Raw genomic sequence first — 18,390 nt, 5'->3', positions numbered from 1 at the left:
ATCTCAGCTCGGCGGCGTTTTTCCGGGGGCACGGCAGGGGAACTCGACGGTGAATCGCGTCCCCTCGCCGGGCTGGCTGTCCAGTTGGATGGTGCCGCCGAGCTGGCCGGTGATCAGGTTGAAGACGATGTGCAGGCCGAGCCCGGTCGAGCCCGTGCCCCGCCGCGTCGTGAAGAAGGGCTCGAACACCTTGCCGTGGTTTTCCGCCGGGATGCCGCAGCCGTCGTCCCGGTAGACCAGCCGCACCCCGTCGTTCTCCAGCGTCTGCGCCGTGATGGCGATCCGGCCCTTCTCGCTCTCCCGGTAGGCGTGGTTGACCGAGTTGGTGATGAGATTCGTCACGATCTGGGCGATCACGCCTGGGTAGCTGTCCAGCTCGATGCCCTTGGGGCACTCCAGGCTCACCTCGTGGCCCGGGCGGTGCCAGGTCGGGCGCAGGCTGACCAGAACCTCCTCCAGATAGCCGCGCAGGTCGAACCGGCGGCGGTCGCTGCGCGTCTGGTCGGAGGCGACCTGCTTGAAGCTCTGCACCAGATCGGCGGCGCGGGTGGCGTTGCTGATCATCAGCGTGGCGGCGTCGCGCGCGGCCTGCATGAAGTCCTGGAAGTCGGCCCGGCGCATCTTGCCGGTGTCGGACAGCGTTTCGAGCGCGCTGATCTTCTCGCCGAGATAGGAGGCGCTGGTCATCACGATGCCGATGGGCGTGTTGATCTCGTGCGCCACCCCGGCGACGAGCTGCCCCAGCGAGGCCATCTTCTCCGCTTGGACGAGCTGCTGCTGGGCGGCCTTGAGCTGGGCATGGGCGGCGTGGAGCTGCTCGTGGGCGTCGCGCAGCTCGCTTTCGCGGCTGCGGTCCACCGTCACGTCCACATAGACCTGCACCATGCCGCCGTCGGGCATGGGATTGCTGCGGACCTGGATGACCCGGCCGTCGGCGAACTCGATCTCGCTGGGGCTGCTGACCAGGGGCGAGGGCACCAGCGCCGTCAGAAGCTGCCCGGAGGCGTTCACCGCGGCGCTCAGCTCCCGATACGGAACGCCGACCCGGCGCAGCGTGTCCGGCAGGCTGAAAAGTGCCATGGCCCGCTCGTTCCAGACGCGCAGCCGTTCCTCGGCGTCGAAGGCCGCCAGGCCGTCGTACATGCTGGCCAGGGTGGCGCGCAGCAGCTGCGACTGCTCGGCCACCTCGCGCGTCCGCTCGGCCACCTGGGCTTCCAGCGTGCGGTTCAGCCGCTCCAGCCCGTCGTAGAGGCGGGCGTTCTCGATGGAGATGGCGATCTGCACCGACAGGAGGTTGAGCAGCTCCAGCCGCTCCGGGCTGAAGATGTCGGCGGCGAGGTTGTTCTCCAGATAGAGGATGCCGACCATCTGGTTGCGGTTGCGCAAGGGCAGGCACAGCACGGAGCGCGGCTGCGCCATCCGCGTGTAGGCGTCGTACTGGAAATCGCCGTCGTTCGCGGCGTCGGCCAGAACCACCGGCTCCCCGGTCTGGATGACCGCGTCAACGACGCCGCGCACCAGGACGGGCGCCGCGTCGTCGAGCGGGCGGGATTGCAGGACCTCCGCGGCGTCGCCCTCGCTCGTGGCGTCGGCCTCGATCCGCCACGCGCCGTCGGTCGGCAGGAGCAGGCAGCCCCGCGTCGCCCCGGCGTTGGTGATGACTAGCTTCATCAGCGTCCACAGCAGGTCGCCCAGGCGGATGTCCTGCGCCAGCGCCCGCGAGGTGCGGATCACCGTCTCCACATCCACCATGTGGGAGCTGGATCCGGAGGAGGAGCGCCGCCGCGACGAGGCGGTGACCGGGCGTTGCGGCGGGAAGCCGTCGTCGGCGGGCCTCTGGTCCGCCGCCGTCTCGCCGAACAGCTCGGCCAGCCGGGCGTCCAGCGCCCTGACCTTCGCCAGCGCGTCCCAGCGTCGGTAGGCGTGGCGGGCCTGGAACAGCATCGCCTTCGCCGTGAAGCGGTCGCCACGCGCCAACGCGGCCTCGCCGGCCCGCTCGCAGGCGAAGGCCTCGTCGTGGGTGAAGCCCTGTTCGCGGGCGCTCTCCGCGGCGGTCTGGTAATGACGGTGCGCCTTGTCCAGCCGCCCGGTGGCGCGCAGCCGTTCGGCCACCACGAGCGCCAGCAGGTGGCGGAAGTTGGTCGGCGCGTGGCGGACCGCGCTGCGGAGCCGGCGCTCCAGCCCGAGCGCCGCGGCCCGCGCCCGCAGCCGCTCGGCGGGGCGGAGGCGGTCCCAGGCGGCGAAGTCGATCAGGGCGGCGACCACCCGCATGCGCAGGTTCATCACCATGCCCATGGAGGCGTCGGCGAAGGGACGGCGCTTCGCCATGCAGCGCCGCGCCTCGTCGATCCGGCCGAACAGCAGGTTCAGATAGGCCAGATGGCTGTGCATCGTGTCCAGGGCGAGGCGGTTGCCGCTGGCGGCCAGGGCCGGGACGTCGCTCGCCTCCGCGACGTGGGGGCCGGCGAAGACGGTGGGGTCCTCGGACTCGCCCAGCAGGTTGGCGATGAGCTGCTGGTGGGGTCGCAAGACACCGGCCGCGGTCTGCTGGTTCAGACGCGCGATGGCGGCGGCGTGGCCCGCCGCGGTCTGCTGGAGCTGCCGCAGGGGATGTCCGAGAAACAGACCCTGGGCGACCGCGTTGTTCAGGCAATAGGCGGCGTATTCGATGTCGCCAGTTTCCAGGCCGATCCGGTGGGCGTCGAGAAGGCCGGCCAGTGACTTCGCCACAGGCTGGTGCCACACCTCGATGAACAGATGGACGACGAACAGCGTCTGTGCGCGGCCCTGGTTGGCGTTCAGCCGGTCGAGCACGCGCAGCGCCACCCGCCCGTACATGGCGCCCGCCGGAACGTCGCCGAGCATCGCGCAGTGCAGCAGCCCGTAGGTGGCGTAGGTGATGCCGGAGGCCGGCAGGATTCCCTCGGTCGCCGACAGCCGGACCATGCGCAGCAGCAGCACCGTGTAGAGGTTGGTGTCGTGCAGATAGGCGCTGGCCAGCACGCGCGACACGATGCGCCCGATCGTCAGCAGGCGCGGGTCGGTGAGGGGCGGGCGGTTGACGAGATCCTCCTCGCCCTTGCCGCGCAGCGCCAGCTTGGTCGTGGCGAGTTCCTTGAGCACATGCCGGGTGTCCGCCCGCTCCGGGATCGGACTGCCGAGCTGGCCCAGGGCGGTGCGGCAGGCATCGAGCGCCGCCGGCAGGTTCTGCCGCGACACGTGCATCTGGATCTGCGTCTCGTAGGCCAGGGCACGGTCGAGGACGGTGCGGGCGTTGGCCTCGATGGCCTCGGCCAGCGGGGTCGCCGCGGCGACGTCGCCGTTCACCGCCGCGATCTCCGCCGCTTCGGCGTGCAGGCTGAGCGCCAACTCGTACAGGCGCGACCAACCGTCCGCGGGAAGCAGCCCGACCCCGGTGATGAGATAGTCGAAGGCCGGCCCCAGCGCCGCCGAGGCGCGCGCCGCCTGCCCGGCCAGAAGGTTGTAACGGGCCAGCCGCTCTCTCTGCTCCGGCGACAGCAGGGGCAGGGCGCGGTTCAGCTGGTTGGTGATCGCGAACAGCCGATCGGTCGTCCGATCGCCCGTCAGGCCCTGGCTGCGTTCCAGCACGAGGCCGACGGCGAGATGGCAGGCCAGGGCGTCGGCGTCCGGCAGCATGCTGTAGGCCGCCTGCTGCACCCGGTCATGGACGAAACGGTAGGTGGCGCGCGGCGACACGCTGTCCATGTCGGCGTAGCGGTAGGCGTCGCCCACCGGGACCACCAGCCCGCTGCGCAGGGCCGGCCACAGCGCCGCCGCCGCCGCCGCGGAGGTCCGCCGGCTCGCGTCGGCCAGGGTGGCGAGATCGAAGGCGCTGCCGATGCAGGCGGCGGTCTGGATGACGGTCAGCGTCTCGGCGGGCAGCTCGCGGATGCGGCGGACCACGAAGGTGACGACGTCGTCGACCATCCGCTCCATCCGCTGGGACTCGATGGCCTCCAGGTTCCAGTTCCACACCCCGGCGAGGCCGTCATAGGCGATCAGCCCGCTCTGCTCCAGCGACTCCAGGAATTGCCCGAGGAAGAAGGGGTTGCCCAGCGTGTTGGCGATCAGCCGTTCGGCCAGGGGGCGCACGTCGTCGGGGGCCGCGTGCAGCGTGTCGGACAGCAGGGCCACCACCGCGTCGGCGTCGAGCCCGCCGAGAGAGACGTCGCGGACGGGAACGCCGCGCTCGCCGAAGGTCTGGATCGTGTGGCGCAGCGGGTGGGCGGCATCGACCTCGGTGTCGCGGCAGGTGCCGACCAGCAGGAAGTGGCCGAGGTCCGGATCGCCGGCCAGCCCCTCCAGAAGTTTCAGCGTGGCGAGGTCGGCCCATTGCAGGTCGTCCAGGAACAGCACCAGCGGGTGCCCCGCCCCGGCGAAGACGCGGACGAAATTGCGGAAGACGTAGATGAAGCGCTCGTGCGCCTCCACCGGACCCAGCTCCGGCAGCGGCGGCTGGGGACCGATCAGCCGCTCGACGTGGGGAATGACGTCGGTGATGATCCGCCCGTTGGGACCGAGCGCGGCGAGAAGGCGGGCGCGCCACAGCGCCAGCGACTCCGGGCCGGTGGCGAAGGTCTGCCGCACCAGGGTCTTGAAGGCCTCGATCACCGGCGCGTAGGGGATGTCGCGCTTCAGCGGCTCGAACTTGCCGGTGATGAAGAAGCCGTGGCGGGCGATCACCGGCTTGTGCAGTTCCCGGACCAGCGCCGATTTGCCCACACCCGAATAGCCGGAGATCAGCAGGACCTCGAACCCGCCCGCGGCGGCCCGCCCGAAGGCGTCGAGAAGCACGCGGAACTGGCCGGTGCGGCCGTAGAGCTTCTGCGGGATGCGCAGCACCGGACGGACGTCCCGGCTGGCCAGCGCGAAGGGCTCGATGCGGCCGTGGCTGCGCCATTCGGTCAGGCAGCGTTCGAGGTCGGCGCGCAGGCCGAAGGTGCTCTGGTAGCGCTCCTCCGGATTCTTTGCCATCAGCCGGGCCACGATGGCGGCCAGCGGCTCGGGCACCAGCGGGTTGAGCTTGTGCGCCGGAACGGGCGTCCGCGCGATGTGGCAATGCACCAGCTCCAGCGGGTCGCCGGACGGGAAGGGGGGCTGGCCGGTCAGGAAGTCGTGGAAGGTGGCGCCCAGCGCGTAGAAGTCGGCGCGGTAATCCACCGACCGGTTCATGCGGCCGGTCTGCTCCGGCGCCATGTAGGCGAGCGTGCCCTCCATGGTGCCGACGTCCGGGTCGCCCGCCTCTTCCCGCGATAATTCCGACGCGATGCCGAAGTCGATCAGGTTGAACTGGCCGGTCGCCGGGTTCCAGATCAGGTTGCCGGGGCTGATGTCCTTGTGGACGACTCCGGCGTCGTGCACGGCGGCCAGCGCGTCGACCGCCTGGAGCGCCATCCGCAGGAAGACCGCGACGTCCTCCGTCCGCACGTCCGGAAGGCTGTCCAGCGCGGCGCCGCCGATGTCGCGGAACACCATCATCAGCCCGTTGCCGTGGGGGACGCAGTCCAGAGCCTCCACGATCCCGGCGTGGCGCAACCGGCGGGTGATGGCGAATTCACGCTGGAACGCCGCCTTGTCCTCGCCGCCGATGTCCGCTCCGGACAGGAATTTGCAGATGACGGGCAGGCCGTCGTCGCGCCGGACGGCGCGCAGCACGGTGGAGCGCGACCCCACATGCAGCGTTTCGACAACGCGGAAGCCCGGTAACGCCGGCACGGTTGCGGTGGGGATGGCCCCGATCACGACGCAGCATCCTTATGTCGCGTGGTTGCGGTATCCGTTATAGAAGGTCGCGCCACGGTGGAGCAAGCGCAGGGCGTGCTGGCCGGGGTTTTGCACGATTTTTGCTTGGCGATCGCACGGGTCATAGACCTGTAGCATCGGCGAAACGGCGTAATAGTTCAATTGCGGTAAGACAATTTATGCTAATCTCCCCCGCAATTTCCGACGAGTGCCACGAAATTCCGCGGCGCTGTCGTGAGGATGCCGGATCGGTCGGGGGGAGAGCATGGCGAAGACGAGGATTGCAATTCTAGGTGGTGGCGTCGGCGCCCTCACCACGGCGCATTTCCTGTCCGACACGGACGAGAAGCGGGCGCGCTACGACGTCACCATCTATCAGATGGGCTGGCGGCTGGGCGGCAAGGGCGCCACCGGGCGCGACCAGTGGAACCGCATCCAGGAACACGGCCTGCACGTCTGGTTCGGCTTCTACAACAACGCCTTCAAGATGCTCCAGGACGTTTTCGACGTCTGGAAGCGCTCGCCGGACAACACCTTCCAGTCCTGGCGGGACGTTCTGAAGCCGCAGCGCTTCACCCCCATCGGCATGGTGCTGGACGGCGGCAAGCCGGCCTATTGGCCGCTGACTTGGCCGGTGCTGGGCGGCGAACCGGGCTCGGCCAACGTCATGCCGACCCTGCCGCAGGCCATCGCGTCGCTGGTCGGCGTGGTGCGCGACGTGTTCGAGAACTGGGACGAGCTGAGCGGCCTGATCGTCGACGGCAAGCTGGTCCACATCGACGGCCGCACCGTCGCGCCGATGCCCGTCCTGCCGGCCGATCAGCAGGTTCTTCCGGCGCCGCTGGCCACCCGCTTCGCCGACGCGATCCGCGGCTGGAAGGACCGGGAGGTCCGCCATCTGGCGCAGGCCGAGGCGCTGGTGAAGGGCGCCGCCGTGACCACCGCGAAGGACGCCGCCATCGCCGCCCACCGGCTGATCCGGGCGCTGGCGGACGGGGCGCAAAATGGGCCTGGGTCCAACCCTTCGGCGGCTCCGCCGGTCGAGCATTTCCACGACCTGATGAAGCTGCTGCGGCTGATCGAGGCCGCGGCGGCCACCCTGCCCAGCAACCATGTGGCCCGCGACCTGCTGGCCTTCGTGCTTCCCTTCACCGTCGGCATCATCGCCGATTTCGGGATCGAGAAGCGCACCGCCGATTCGCTGGACGAGCTGGAATTCACCGACTGGCTGATCCGTCATGGCGGCGATGCCAAGGCGCTGAAGCAGAGCTGCTCGCTGCGCACCTGCTACGACACCTTCATGCAGTACAAGGACGGCGACTACCGTCAGCCCAACTGGGGCGCCGGCGTCGCGGCGCAGTCCTGCGTGCGCATGTTCGCCACCTGCCGCGAATCGGTGATGTGGAACATGGAAGCGGGCATGGGCGAGGTCATCATCGCGCCCATCTACCAGACCCTGCTCCAGAACGGCGTGAAGGTGAAGTTCTTCCGCCGCGTCGAGGACATCGGCCTGTCCGACGACCGCGCGCTGGTCGAGACGGTGCGTCTCGCCCGGCAGGTCGATCTGGCCGACGGCGGGGACGACTACCAGCCGCTGATCACCGTGCCGCTGGAGGACAAGAAGTTCCTGCTGGCCTGGCCGCTGGAACCGCTGTGGGACCAGATCAAGGACGCCGACAAGGTCCAGGCGGCGCTCGCCACCAACAACTCCTCGCTGGAGTCGCACTGGTGCGCGTGGGAGCCGGTCGGGTCGGAGACGCTGCAGCGCGGCCGCGACTTCGACGTCGCCGTCCTTGGCATCTCCATGGGCGGCTTCAAGGCGATGAACGACCAGCCGACCCTGGCGGCGGAGCTGCAGGCGGCCTCGCCGGCCTTCAACGCGATGACCAGCAACATCGGCATCATCCCGACGCTGTCCATGCAGCTGTGGTGCGGCCCCGACCTCCAGGGGCTGGGCTGGGAGCCGGGCCAGCCGGCCGCCGTCGCCGGGCCGGAGCCGTGGTCGATCTGGGCGGAGATGGGGCAGACGCTGCCCTACGAGTTCCGCCCTGGCGGGACCGGTGCGCCCCAGTCTGAAACGCCAAAGTCGGTGCATTACATCTGCGGCGTCTGGCAGACCGGTCTGGTCGCCCGTCCGACCACCGACCTCGCGGTGCCGAAGGAGGCGCTGGACAATGTGACGAACAGCGCGGCGGAGTGGCTGGACGCCTATATGGGCAATTTCTGGCCGAAGGCGACGGTCTCCGGCCAGGGCGGCGTCGGCTTCAACTGGAACGTCCTCTACGATCCGTGGAACGGCACCGGGCGGGAGCGGCTGTCGCACCAGATCATCCGCGCCAACGTCGATCCGACCGAAACGCTGCCGGGCAGCGCCGCCGGCTCCACCAAGTTCCGGCTGCGCACCGACGCGAGCGGGTTCTACAACCTGTTCCTGGCCGGCTGCTGGGTCCGCACCGGCTTCAACACCTCCTGCATCGAGGCGACGGTGATGTCCGGCATGCAGGCGGCGCGGGCCATCTCCGGAACGCCGCTGTTCATCTCCGGTGAGAACTTCCTGAACGGGGCCCCGTCGTGACCGCCCCCCGCTACGTCTCCTTCGCCGGGCACGGCGAGGTGTCAATCGCCGCACCCGGCGTCTTCACCGACAGCCTTGCCACCGCCTTCGTCGTGCGCAGCAACCCGAAGAACACCCAGGCGCTGGTCGACAAGCTGCTGAACGCGGCGCCCGCCGGGGCGGTGCGCTACACGGTGGCCGGGCCGGTGGCGCTGTGCACCTTCCTGTCGGTGGGGCGCTGCACCAGCCCGACCGAGCCGTTCGGCTGGATTCCCTACCGGGAGGCCTCGCTGTGGCTGCCGCTGATCGAGCATCGGCCCGGCCACTGGCCGCAGCTGGTGCTGTGGATGCCGTACGTCTTCCCGGACGCGACCATTCCGCTGGTCTGCGGGCGCGAGGGTTGGGGCTTCGCCAAGTCGCTCGGCCGCATCACGCTGCCGGAGGAGGGGGCCGAGGCGCCGCGCTTCGTCTGCGAGACGACGCTGTTCCGTACCCTGTCCTCCGACTGCGAGGGCGTGTTCGCTCCCCTGCTGACCGTGGAGGGCGGGCCGTGGACCCCCGGCTCGGCGTGGCGGAGCCTTGAGGATCTCGCCGCCGACCTTGGCGACGCGCTGAAGGCCCTGCTGCGCCCCGGCGGCCTGGTCGAGGGGGTGGAGGTCGCCGTCAAGGCGGTGGAATCTCTGCTGGCCGGCACGGTGCCGGTCATCAACCTGAAGCAGTTCCGCGACGCCCCGGACAGCGAGCTGGCCTGCTATCAGGCGCTGATTGACTGCCCGATGCACGTAGACCGCTTCCGCGGCGCTTGGCCGATGCGGGGCGACTGGACGCTGCGGGTGGCCGACTACGCCAGCCATCAGGTCATCTCGGACTTCGGTTTCGCGGCCGGGCCGGATGGCAGCGCCACCGTCCATGTGGATTTCGCCATGCAGATCCACATGGACTTCCGCGCCAACCCCGGCCGGGTGGTCTGGCAGGCGGAGTGAGGGAGCGGGCGCCGGCCTCGGAAAGGGCCGGCGCCGTTCTTGTCATGAAAGACCGTCAGAACGAGGCGCTGAGGCTCAGCGCCACGATGTCGGTGCCGTTGCAGAACTTCCCCGGATTGACGGCGGAGCCGTTGGGCGGCGTGCTGTTGCTCACGCATTCCTGGAAGCCGTGGGAATAGGCGCCGTCCAGGCGCAGCGTGTCGGAGAAGGCGTAGCCGACGCCGAAACTGGCGTGCTTGGTGATGACCACCGGGATGACCGAGACGATGTCCTCCGCCGGGGCGATTTTGTCGGCCCAGCGGAAGCCGGTGCGCAGGGTCAGCGCGTCGGTCACCCGATAGGCGCCGCCGATGGCAAAGATGTTGATGTCGCGGTAGCGTTGCGGCAGCGTCTCCCACACCGTGCCGAGGCCCGGCACGTCGACGCGGATGTTGTACTGGCGCAGCGCCTGCGCCCAGAAGGCCCGCCGGTAGTCGAAGGCGACGGTCAGGTCGGGCCGCAGCCGGTGGCTGATGCCGATGCCGAACTCGGCGGGGAGCTGGAAATTCCCCAGCGTGTACTTGGCGGGCTGTGTCAGCCGTGAGCCGTCGGCCCCCAGCACGATCACCGAGCCGTCGCCGGTCAGGTTGTTGAGCGCCGTGCGGAGTTGATAAAAGCTGCCGATGGTGGTGTCGGCCTGCGGCTTCCAGGTCAGGCCGAGCCGGCCGCTCACCCCGTCGCCCTCCACCCCGGCGCGGGCGATCGACGGGTCGAAGATGTCGAAATAGACGCCGCCGCCCATCCCGACCATGGCGCCGGCCGCGCCCAGCATCGGCCCCTGTCCGGTCAGTCGCCCGGTGGCGGCGAGCGCGCCGAGCTGGTCGGCCCCCTGAAGGACCCGGAAGCCGAGCCCTGCCCGCACATAGTCGATGGCGCCCGCCACCGTGACCTTCGGCGTCACGTCCCAGGCGGCGGCCAGCGGGACGCGCATGAACATCGCCTCGCTGCCAGTGCGCAGCCCGCTGTCGACGCCGGACGGCAGGCGGGCCATGAAGCTGCCCTCGCCGTACTCGGTGCCGAAACCGCCCTGGGCGTAGGCGCCCAGCCCGAGGGCGAGAGTCTCATGCCGCCAGACGAAGCCGCCCTGGGGGATGTAGTAGCCCTGGAAAGGGAAGGTGTCCTTCCCGTGCGCCACCTCGCCGGTTTGCGTCTGGGTGGCGCGCAGCCCGGTCGGGGCGGCAACCACCAGCCCGCCCTCCAGGTAGGAGGAAGAGCGCTGCGTCAGGGTCGCCGGGTTGAAGATCATGGCGGCGCCGCCGATGTCGGACGCCGCCCCGGTGCCGCCCATGCCCATGGACACGGCCCCGAATCCTTCGAAGGTGTAGACGTCGGTGGCATGGGACGGAAACGCGGCGGCCAGAGTGGCCGCCGCGGCAAACGCTGCAATTACGCGCATTGAATCAGGGTTCTCAATCGGACGGGGTGAGGTCGATGGTCTGGCGGGCGATGGCCTCGGCGGCCTGCTTTCCGGAGAGGACGGCGATCTCGGCGCTGCCCGCGCTGAACCAGGTCCGCGTCCAGTCCCCCGCCAGGAAGGCGTTGACGAAGCCGCTGTCGCCCGGCGTCAGCCGGGTCTCCACCGTCGCCGGGAAGCACTGCACGTAGAGCTCCGACGGGTCGAGGTTGTAGCGGTAGTAGGAGGAATAGACCTGACTCTGGTCGAACACGCCGTCCTTGACGGTGTTGGGCCACAGCACCCCGATGTTGGTGTTAAGCCACTCCGTTGCGTCGCGGCGGACGTCCGCGGCCATCCGCTGCGGCAGGCCGCAGGCGTAGGGCGGGGCCCCGGCCGGCCAGCGGGCGGTGCCGCAGAAATACTCCACGGCCTTGACGGTGCCGGGCGGCCAGGATTCGGCGGGGATGAGGTGGCTCATCTCGCCCCAGCTGTCGAGTTCCTCGACATAGCTGGTCATGGCGGTCGGGCCGGCCTTCCAGCCCATCTCCTCGATGCTCGGCGTCATCCAGAGCTGGACCGCCTGGGTCGGCACCGCCGGGGTGACCTCGACCATCTGCTTGAAGCGCAGATTGGCGCCCATCAACTCGGCCGCCGGGTCGGCCAGCGCGGCGGGCGGCATGGCCAGCACGACGAGATCGAAATCCTTGCCGACCTCCAGCACCGATTCCCCGGCGGTGCAGTGGCAGAACACCGATTCCAGATTGATGCCGGCGTCGCGGATCTTGTCGCCGTCGACGATCTGGCTCCAGTCCGGCTCGGACGGCCAGCAGTAGAGCCATTTCCCGTCGTCGCCGTAGCCGACCTTGACGAACGGGTCATAGGCGCCGTTGACGAGATCGACCTGCCGGTTCAGGCGCACCCGCTCCACCCAGGCGCCGTTTTCCGAGGTTTCCAGCTTGGTCAGGCGGTGGAACAGCTTGATGTCCACCCCGCGCTGCTTCAGCACGAACCAGGCGGGGGTGAAGACGGTGTCGCCCATGCCGGCGTTCATCTTCCACAGCGGCGCGCCCTTGTAGGCGAAGCCCATCAGCAGGAGGATCTCCGCCGCGGCGCCGGCGGCGAAGCGCGCGTTCTCCGGCCCGTCGGTCGCTTCGCCGTTCTTGTAGGAGAAGCACATGTCGTAGAGCAGGCGCACCGGCGCCGACCACGCGAAGGTGTCGGAGATGCCGTTCTTCTGCAGCCATTCGCGGAAGTCCTCGCCGTTGATGCGGTCGAAGCCGTCCTTGCCGTAGGGCAGCACGTCGGCGAAGCAGCCGATGGCGAAGGCGAGGCCGAAATCGGCGAAGCAGGCGAATTCCCAGCCTTCGTCGGACAGCTTCAGCAGCGGTTCCAGGACCGCCTGGAAACCCTTCTGGACGAGCTTGAGCAGATCGACGATCAGCCCGTGGTCCAGGGCGCCGTCGCCCGCCTCCTCGATGTGGGCGCGCGCCTTCTCAAGGGCGTCCAGCCCGAGCTTCGCGGTGAGGTGGCCGGGCAAATGGTCGTGCTTGGCGACCAAGTTCTGCAGCGCACCGATCAGGAAGGCCTCAAAGCCGTTCGGGCCGAGCGACCGCGGATCGCCGGGCGTGCCGGAGCGCTTGGGGAAATCAAGGTTCCAGGAGTGCCAGCGGGTCTTGCCGAAGCGCGGGATGTCCTGCATCAGCGTCACCTGATACAGCGGGCGGAAGGCGTCCTGCCAGGTCTGGAAGGCATAGTCGGCGGGCTCGTCCCACTCCGCGTAGGCGCCGCGCACCATCCGGAAGGCGTTGTCGTAGAAGCCCAGGAAGATGTGCAGCCCGTGCTCCTCGATGCGCTGGCCCTGCTTGGCGTTGCGGCCGCTGGCCCCCTTGCCGCCCAGCCGCCAGCCGTGGCTGACCAGCGTCACGTCGAACTTCTCGCGCAACGCCTCAGTCGCCGTGAGAGTCAGCGCGGCGGACACGCCCCCAAGCCCGCCGCCCAGCACCAGCACACGCGTCTTTCCCATCGCAGCCACCCCGAGCCCCCGGTTGTTTTGCCGGGGGATTGTGCTTGGCATCGCCGCTTGTCGCAATGGGATTAAGACGAATGCGAACATTCCGTCGCCGCACCGATGCGGATCGGTTACGGAACGCCGTCGCTTGGCAGGGCCGGCGAGGTGGCGGGTACCGCGCTGTCGAGCAGTATACCCGACCGCCGCTGGGCGAACATGGCGGTGAGCAGGGCGGCCGCCTGGGCGGCGGCGGCGGTGGTGGCGAGGCCGCCGACTCGGACGTTGGAGATGCAGTTGCGCTCGCTGTCCACCCGGCCGGGTCGCGGTTCCCAGGTCAGATAGAGGCCCAATGAATCGGCGGCGCTCAGCCCCGGCCGCTCGCCGATCAGGACGACGCTCGCCCGCGCCTGGAGCAGCGCGCCGACCGGGTCGCCCAGCGCCACCCGCGCCTGCTCCGCCACCACCACCGGCCCGACCCGCAGCCCGGCCGCCTGGAGTTTCGGGATCAGGGAGTCCAGCACCGCGACGGCGTTGGCCTGCACGGCGGTGCCGCTCAGCCCGTCGCCGACCACCAGAACCACGTCGGGGGCGCGGACCGGCTCCGACAGGCGGCGCTGCGACTCCTCCGACAATTGACGGCCGAGGTCCGGGCGCTTCAGGTAGGCGGCGCGGTCGGGCGCGGCGCTGGTCACCGGGACCGCCGGCCAGCCGCGCTCCGCCAGCGCCGCCAGCAGCGCCGCGGCGTCGAGCGGCGTGTGCACGGCGTCGCGCGCCTGGGCGTGGGCGGCCTGGAAGGCGAGGTGGGCGGCGGTGGGCAGGCCGCTCCCGGCGTGGCCCAGCGCGATCCGCGCGTCGGTGTGGCGGCGCAGATGCGCCCAGCGGTCGGGCTGGGCCGGGTCGGGCTGGGCCGGGGAGGGAAGGGGCACCGGTTCGGACTCGGTCATGGCTGTTCCTCCGGCAGGGGCAAGGCGGGCAGAAGACAGGACGCGGCGGGGTCGAAGCGCAGGCGCCCGGCGGAATCGGCGATGCCGGCGGCCTGCTGCCACGCTTCGAACTCCGGCGCCGGGCGGCGGCCCAGCACCTGACGCACATAGAGCGCGTCGTGGAAGGAGGTGCTCTGGTAATTCAGCATGATGTCGTCGGCCCCCGGCACCCCCATGATGAAGGTGCAGCCGGCCACGCCGAGCAGGGTCAGCAGGGCGTCCATGTCGTCCTGGTCAGCCTCCGCGTGGTTGGTGTAGCAGACGTCGCAGCCCATCGGCAGGCCGAGCAGCTTGGCGCAGAAATGGTCCTCCAGCCCGGCCCGCGTGATCTGCTTGCCGTCATAGAGGTATTCCGGCCCGATGAAGCCGACCACCGTGTTGACCAGAAGCGGCCGGTAGCGGCGGGCGACGGCGTAGCAGCGCGCCTCCACCGTCTGCTGGTCCACCCCCTCATGCGCGCCGGACGACAGCTCGCTACCCTGGCCGGTCTCGAAATACATCAGGTTGTCGCCGACCGTGCCGCGGTTCAGCGCCCGTCCGGCTTCCCACGCCTCGTCCAGCAGGGCCAGCGAGACGCCGAAGGCGCGGTTGGCGGCCTCCGTCCCGGCGATGGACTGGAAGACCAGATCGACCGGCGCCCCGCGCTCCATGGCCCGCAGCGCCGTGGTCACATGGGCCAGCACGCAGGACTGGATCGGCGCGCCGGTGCGCAGGCGAAGTTCCTCCAGCATCTCCAGCAGGGAGGTCATCGCTTCCACGCTGTCGGTGGCCGGGTTGATGCCGATCACCGCGTCGCCGCTGCCGTACATCAGCCCGTCGAGGACGCTGGCGGCGATGCCGCGCGGGTCGTCCACCGGGTGGTTGGGCTGCAGGCGGGTGGAGAGGCGCCCCGGCAGGCCGATGGTGTTGCGGAAGCGCGTGACGACGCGGGTCTTGGCGGCGACGGCGATCAGGTCTTGCAGGCGCATGATCTTCGACACCGCCGCGACCATCTCCGGCGTCAGGCCGGGGGCGAGCGCCGTCAGGGCCGCCGCGTCCGCGGCCTCCGACAGCAGCCAGTCGCGGAATCCTCCGACGGTCAGGTGGGCGACCGGGGCGAAGGCGGCGCCGTCATGGCTGTCGACGATCAGCCGGGTCACCTCGTCCGTCTCGTAGGGGACGACCGCCTCGCTCAGGAAATGGCGCAGAGGCAGGTCGGCCAGGGCCATCTGCGCGGCCACCCGCTCCGCCGCGCTGGCGGCGATCAGCCCGGCCAGCGCGTCGCCCGAGCGCGGCGGCGAGGCGCGGGCGAGCAGCGTCTTCAGATCGGGAAACCCGTACCGCGTCCCGGCCAGAGTGTGGGCGAATGCCATGGCGTCCCCTCTCCTCCTCCTCGGTTCGTCCGCTCAACCCGCCGCCCGCGCGATGGCGGCGATGGTCTCGGCATGCAGGTCGGCGGTGGCGGCGGCGACCACGCGCCCGTCGGAGTCCATGGTCAGCGGCTTGCCCTCCCAATCCGTGATGACCCCGCCGGCCCCCTCGATCACCGGCTGCATGGCCAGGTAATCGTAGGGCTGGAGCCCGGCCTCGATCACCAGATCGATGTGGCCGGAGGCGACCAGCCCGTAGATGTAGCAGTCGCCGCCGAAACGCCGCGTCCGCGCCTGCCGGCTGACCGTCTCGAACACCCGCAGGCCCGCCGCGTCGAAGGCGTCGGGCGAGGTGGTGTAGACCGTGGCGTCGGCCAGCCGGCGGCAGTCGCGCGTGCGGCAGGGCCGCTCCGCTCCCGTTCCGTCGCTGTAGAGTGTGGGGGCGCCGGCGCGTCCCGTCCAGCGTTCGCCCAGCACCGGCATGTCGATCACCCCGACCACGGGGACCCCGCGCTCCAGCACCGCCAGCAGCGTGCCGTAGACCGGCCAGCCGCTGATGAAGCTGCGCGTGCCGTCGATGGGGTCGATCACCCAGACGATCTCCGAATCGAGCCGGTCGCGGCCATGCTCCTCCCCGAAGATTCCGTGGTCCGGGAAGCGCTTGGCGATGCGGCGGCGCAAGGCGGCTTCCACCTCGCGGTCGGCGATGGTCACCGGGCTGTCGTCGGCTTTGGTGTCGATGGCGACCGGCGTGCGGAACCAGCGGCGGGACAGGCCGCGCGCCTCGTCCGCCAGGGCGGCGGCGAAGCTGGCCAATTCGCCGGCCAGTTCCCCGGTCAACGCCGCACGGTCGATGGTCGCGTCCTTGGTGATGGGGCTCATGATTTGCCTTGTTTTTGTGCGGCTGCGCAAATGCACGCCAACTGTGCAATCATGGTAGACACAAACGCACAGAAGTGCAAACCTCCACTTAAATCCACGGCGGGCACGGGCTCGCCACCGGCCGGGGCGCCGGGAAAGGGCATGCGGAACAGAGGGGTTGGCGATGGTGGAGTTTGCTGGGAAGTCGCTGCTGGCTGGTGTGGTCCTGATGGGCGCGGCGGTGCTGCCGGCCGTCGCGCAGGCGGGGACGCTGACCGTCTACACGGCGCTGGAGGAGGACGAGATCGCCGACTATGTGGCGGCGGCGAAGAAGGACCTGCCGGACATCGATCTGAAGGTGCTGCGCCTGTCCACCGGCGACCTCGGCGCTCGCATGCTGGCCGAGGCGTCCAACCCGCAGCACGACGTGATCTGGGGCTGGGCCGTCACCAACATGCTGGACCCGCGCGTCATGGCGCTGGTCGAGCCCTACGCCGCCAAGGGCTCCGACGTTCTGCCGGCCGCCTACAAGGGGGCGGACGCGAGCTGGTTCGCCGCCACCGGCTACATGGCCGCCTTCTGCGTGAACACGGAGCTTCTGAAGGCCAAGAACCTGCCGGTCCCGACCTCCTGGAAGGATCTGACCAACCCGGTCTACAAGGGCGAGGTGGTGATGCCGAACCCCGTCTCCTCGGGCACCGGCTATCTCCAGATCGCCGCCATCCTGCAGAGCCAGGGCAACGAGAAGGGCTGGCAGTTCCTGAAGACGCTGGACGGCAACATCGCCCAGTACATCAAGTCCGGCTCCAAGCCCTGCAAGTCGGCCCGCTCGGGCGAGTTCGCCATCGGCGCCTCGCTGGCCTTCGCGGCCATCAAGTCGGTCGAGGAGGGCTTCCCGCTCAAGATGGTCATCCCGACCGACGGCGCCGGCTACGAGCTGGAGGCGTCGGCGCTGATGAAGACGTCGAAGAACAAGGAGGACGCCAAGCGCTTCCTCGACTGGACCCTGTCGCCCAAGGCCGCCGCGCTCTACACCAAGTACAAGGAGATCGTGACGATCCCCGGCGCCCCGGTCGCCAAGGCGGCGGAGGAGGCCGGCCTGCCGGCGGATGTGCAGAAGGTTCTCTACCCGATGGACTTCGCCAAGTCCGCGGCGGAGCGCGACGCTATCCTGAAGACCTGGCAGGGCAGCATCGGCCGCTGAGTCCTGTTCCCCTCTCCCGTCCCGGGAGAGGGTGCCCGCGAACGCGGGCGGGTGAGGGTCGCGCGAGAATCAAGGCACGCAGTCTTGGCGGCACCCTCACCCTTCCCGCGCTTTCGCGCGGGCCCCTTCCTTCTCCCGAGGCGGGAGAGGGAGTCATCCCCCGCTCCAGATGGCCACGCCATGGATTTGCAGATCAAGAACCTCCTGAAGACCTTCGACGGCTTCGTCGCCCTCGACCGCATCAACCTGACCGTGGAGGAGCGGGAATTCGTCTGCCTGCTGGGGCCGAGCGGCTGCGGCAAGACCACGCTGCTGCGCATCGTCGCCGGGCTGATGCCCTACGACACGGGCGAGCTGCTGATGGGCGGGCGGGACCTCGGCGCCGTGCCGGCGCGCGACCGCGGCTTCGGCATCGTCTTCCAGTCCTATTCGCTCTTTCCCAACATGACGGTGGCCGAGAACATCGGCTACGGCCTGAAGATCCGCAAGGCGCCCGGCGACCGCATCGCGGCGCGGGTGAAGGAGCTTCTCGACCTCATCAAGCTGCCGCAACTCGCCGACCGCTACCCCTGGCAGCTCTCCGGCGGGCAGCAGCAGCGCGTGGCGCTGGCCCGCGCGCTGGCCGTCGATCCGTCGCTGATCCTGCTGGACGAACCGCTGTCGGCGCTCGACGCCCGTGTGCGCGCCGACCTGCGGGCGGAGATCCGCGACGTGCAGCGCCGGCTTGGCATCCCCACCATCATGGTCACCCACGACCAGGAGGAAGCGCTGACCCTGGCCGACAAGGTCGTCTGCATGAATCACGGGCTGATCGAGCAGGTCGGCACGCCGCAGGACCTCTACCTGCGCCCGCGCACCCGCTTCGTCGCCGACTTCATGGGCAGCAGCAACCTGCTGCCGACCGGCTGGGTGCGCGACGCCATGCCCCACCTGCTGCCCGGCCGTCCGGACGGGGCGGAGAACGCCTACGAGGCTTGCGTCCGTCCGGAGCGGATCGCCGTCGCCCCGGCGGCGGACGGGGAGGGACGGGTGATCGACCTGACCTTCCTCGGCAACATCCGCCGGCTGCGCCTGTCCTGGCGGGGTCGGGAGCTGCTGGCCGAAACCCACCAGGACCCTGGCGTCGGGCCGGGGGCCGCGGTGGACGTGTCGGTGGCGGCGGAGGCCTGCGCCTGGGTGCGCGCATGACCATGCCCGCCCTGACCCTTCCCGGCAAGACGCCCAACACCGCCCGGCCCCGCCGCCTGCAC

The 18,390-nt window shown here is 70.0% G+C and carries 10 protein-coding genes; 4 read left to right on the top strand and 6 right to left on the bottom strand.

All coding sequences use genetic code 11. The features are described 5' to 3' along the window. Positions 1–3 precede the first annotated feature (3 nt). The gene (locus ABAZ39_RS28170) at positions 4–5,763 is read right to left on the bottom strand and encodes a trifunctional serine/threonine-protein kinase/ATP-binding protein/sensor histidine kinase (RefSeq protein WP_051658662.1); all 5,760 of its coding nucleotides are present in this window, start codon (positions 5,761–5,763) and stop codon (positions 4–6) included. 265 nt (positions 5,764–6,028) lie between these two features. Here ABAZ39_RS28170 and ABAZ39_RS28165 point away from each other — a divergent pair, with 265 nt between their 5' ends. Beyond that, positions 6,029–8,338 (top strand): NAD(P)-binding protein, encoded by a 2,310-nt coding sequence (locus ABAZ39_RS28165; protein ID WP_040137570.1) that lies wholly within the window; start codon positions 6,029–6,031, stop codon positions 8,336–8,338. After that, the gene (locus ABAZ39_RS28160; RefSeq protein WP_040137569.1) at positions 8,335–9,300 is read left to right on the top strand and encodes an acetoacetate decarboxylase family protein; all 966 of its coding nucleotides are present in this window, start codon (positions 8,335–8,337) and stop codon (positions 9,298–9,300) included. Before ABAZ39_RS28165 ends, ABAZ39_RS28160 begins: the two co-directional genes overlap by 4 nt. Positions 9,301–9,355: 55 nt before the next feature. On the opposite strand, the gene ABAZ39_RS28155 is transcribed toward ABAZ39_RS28160, so the two are convergent. From ABAZ39_RS28155 to hisN, 5 genes are all read right to left on the bottom strand, one after another. Further along, positions 9,356–10,735, bottom strand: coding sequence for an OmpP1/FadL family transporter (locus ABAZ39_RS28155; protein ID WP_040137568.1), 1,380 nt, complete (start codon positions 10,733–10,735; stop codon positions 9,356–9,358). A gap of 13 nt (positions 10,736–10,748) precedes the next feature. Continuing rightward, positions 10,749–12,758: an NAD(P)-binding protein gene (locus ABAZ39_RS28150; RefSeq protein ID WP_207197724.1), complete on the bottom strand. Its 2,010-nt coding sequence runs from the start codon at positions 12,756–12,758 to the stop codon at positions 10,749–10,751. A 116-nt stretch (positions 12,759–12,874) separates the two neighbouring features. Continuing rightward, the gene (gene eutC / locus ABAZ39_RS28145) at positions 12,875–13,687 is read right to left on the bottom strand and encodes an ethanolamine ammonia-lyase subunit EutC (RefSeq protein WP_081863395.1); all 813 of its coding nucleotides are present in this window, start codon (positions 13,685–13,687) and stop codon (positions 12,875–12,877) included. Further along, complete coding sequence (locus ABAZ39_RS28140) at positions 13,684–15,078, bottom strand: ethanolamine ammonia-lyase subunit EutB (RefSeq protein WP_040137566.1); 1,395 nt, start codon at positions 15,076–15,078, stop codon at positions 13,684–13,686. The genes eutC and ABAZ39_RS28140 overlap by 4 nt, the downstream gene beginning before the upstream one ends. 33 nt (positions 15,079–15,111) lie before the next feature. Beyond that, positions 15,112–15,957 (bottom strand): histidinol-phosphatase, encoded by an 846-nt coding sequence (hisN, locus tag ABAZ39_RS28135; protein WP_081863394.1) that lies wholly within the window; start codon positions 15,955–15,957, stop codon positions 15,112–15,114. Positions 15,958–16,165: 208 nt separating this feature from the next. On the opposite strand from hisN, the gene ABAZ39_RS28130 reads away from it, so the two are divergent. Beyond that, entirely contained in the window at positions 16,166–17,140 is a 975-nt protein-coding gene (locus ABAZ39_RS28130; RefSeq protein ID WP_144243668.1) for an ABC transporter substrate-binding protein, read from the top strand. Positions 17,141–17,320: 180 nt separating this feature from the next. Further along, entirely contained in the window at positions 17,321–18,328 is a 1,008-nt protein-coding gene (locus tag ABAZ39_RS28125) for an ABC transporter ATP-binding protein (RefSeq protein ID WP_040137564.1), read from the top strand. The last annotated feature ends 62 nt before the right edge of the window (positions 18,329–18,390 follow it).

The sequence above is a fragment of the Azospirillum argentinense genome, from assembly GCF_000632475.1.
Classification (GTDB): Bacteria; Pseudomonadota; Alphaproteobacteria; order Azospirillales; family Azospirillaceae; genus Azospirillum; species Azospirillum baldaniorum.
This window is presented reverse-complemented; position numbering and strand designations above follow the sequence as displayed.

Excerpts from the sequence above, each read along its gene's own strand:
- ABAZ39_RS28140 (WP_040137566.1), bottom strand. The coding sequence starts at position 15,078 with ATGGCATTCGCCCACACTCTGGCCGGGACGCGGTACGGGTTTCCCGAT.
- ABAZ39_RS28155 (WP_040137568.1), bottom strand. The coding sequence starts at position 10,735 with ATGCGCGTAATTGCAGCGTTTGCCGCGGCGGCCACTCTGGCCGCCGCG.
- ABAZ39_RS28125 (WP_040137564.1), top strand. The coding sequence starts at position 17,321 with ATGGATTTGCAGATCAAGAACCTCCTGAAGACCTTCGACGGCTTCGTC.
- ABAZ39_RS28130 (WP_144243668.1), top strand. The coding sequence starts at position 16,166 with ATGGGCGCGGCGGTGCTGCCGGCCGTCGCGCAGGCGGGGACGCTGACC.
- ABAZ39_RS28150 (WP_207197724.1), bottom strand. The coding sequence starts at position 12,758 with ATGGGAAAGACGCGTGTGCTGGTGCTGGGCGGCGGGCTTGGGGGCGTG.
- eutC (WP_081863395.1), bottom strand. The coding sequence starts at position 13,687 with ATGACCGAGTCCGAACCGGTGCCCCTTCCCTCCCCGGCCCAGCCCGAC.
- ABAZ39_RS28165 (WP_040137570.1), top strand. The coding sequence starts at position 6,029 with ATGGCGAAGACGAGGATTGCAATTCTAGGTGGTGGCGTCGGCGCCCTC.
- hisN (WP_081863394.1), bottom strand. The coding sequence starts at position 15,957 with ATGAGCCCCATCACCAAGGACGCGACCATCGACCGTGCGGCGTTGACC.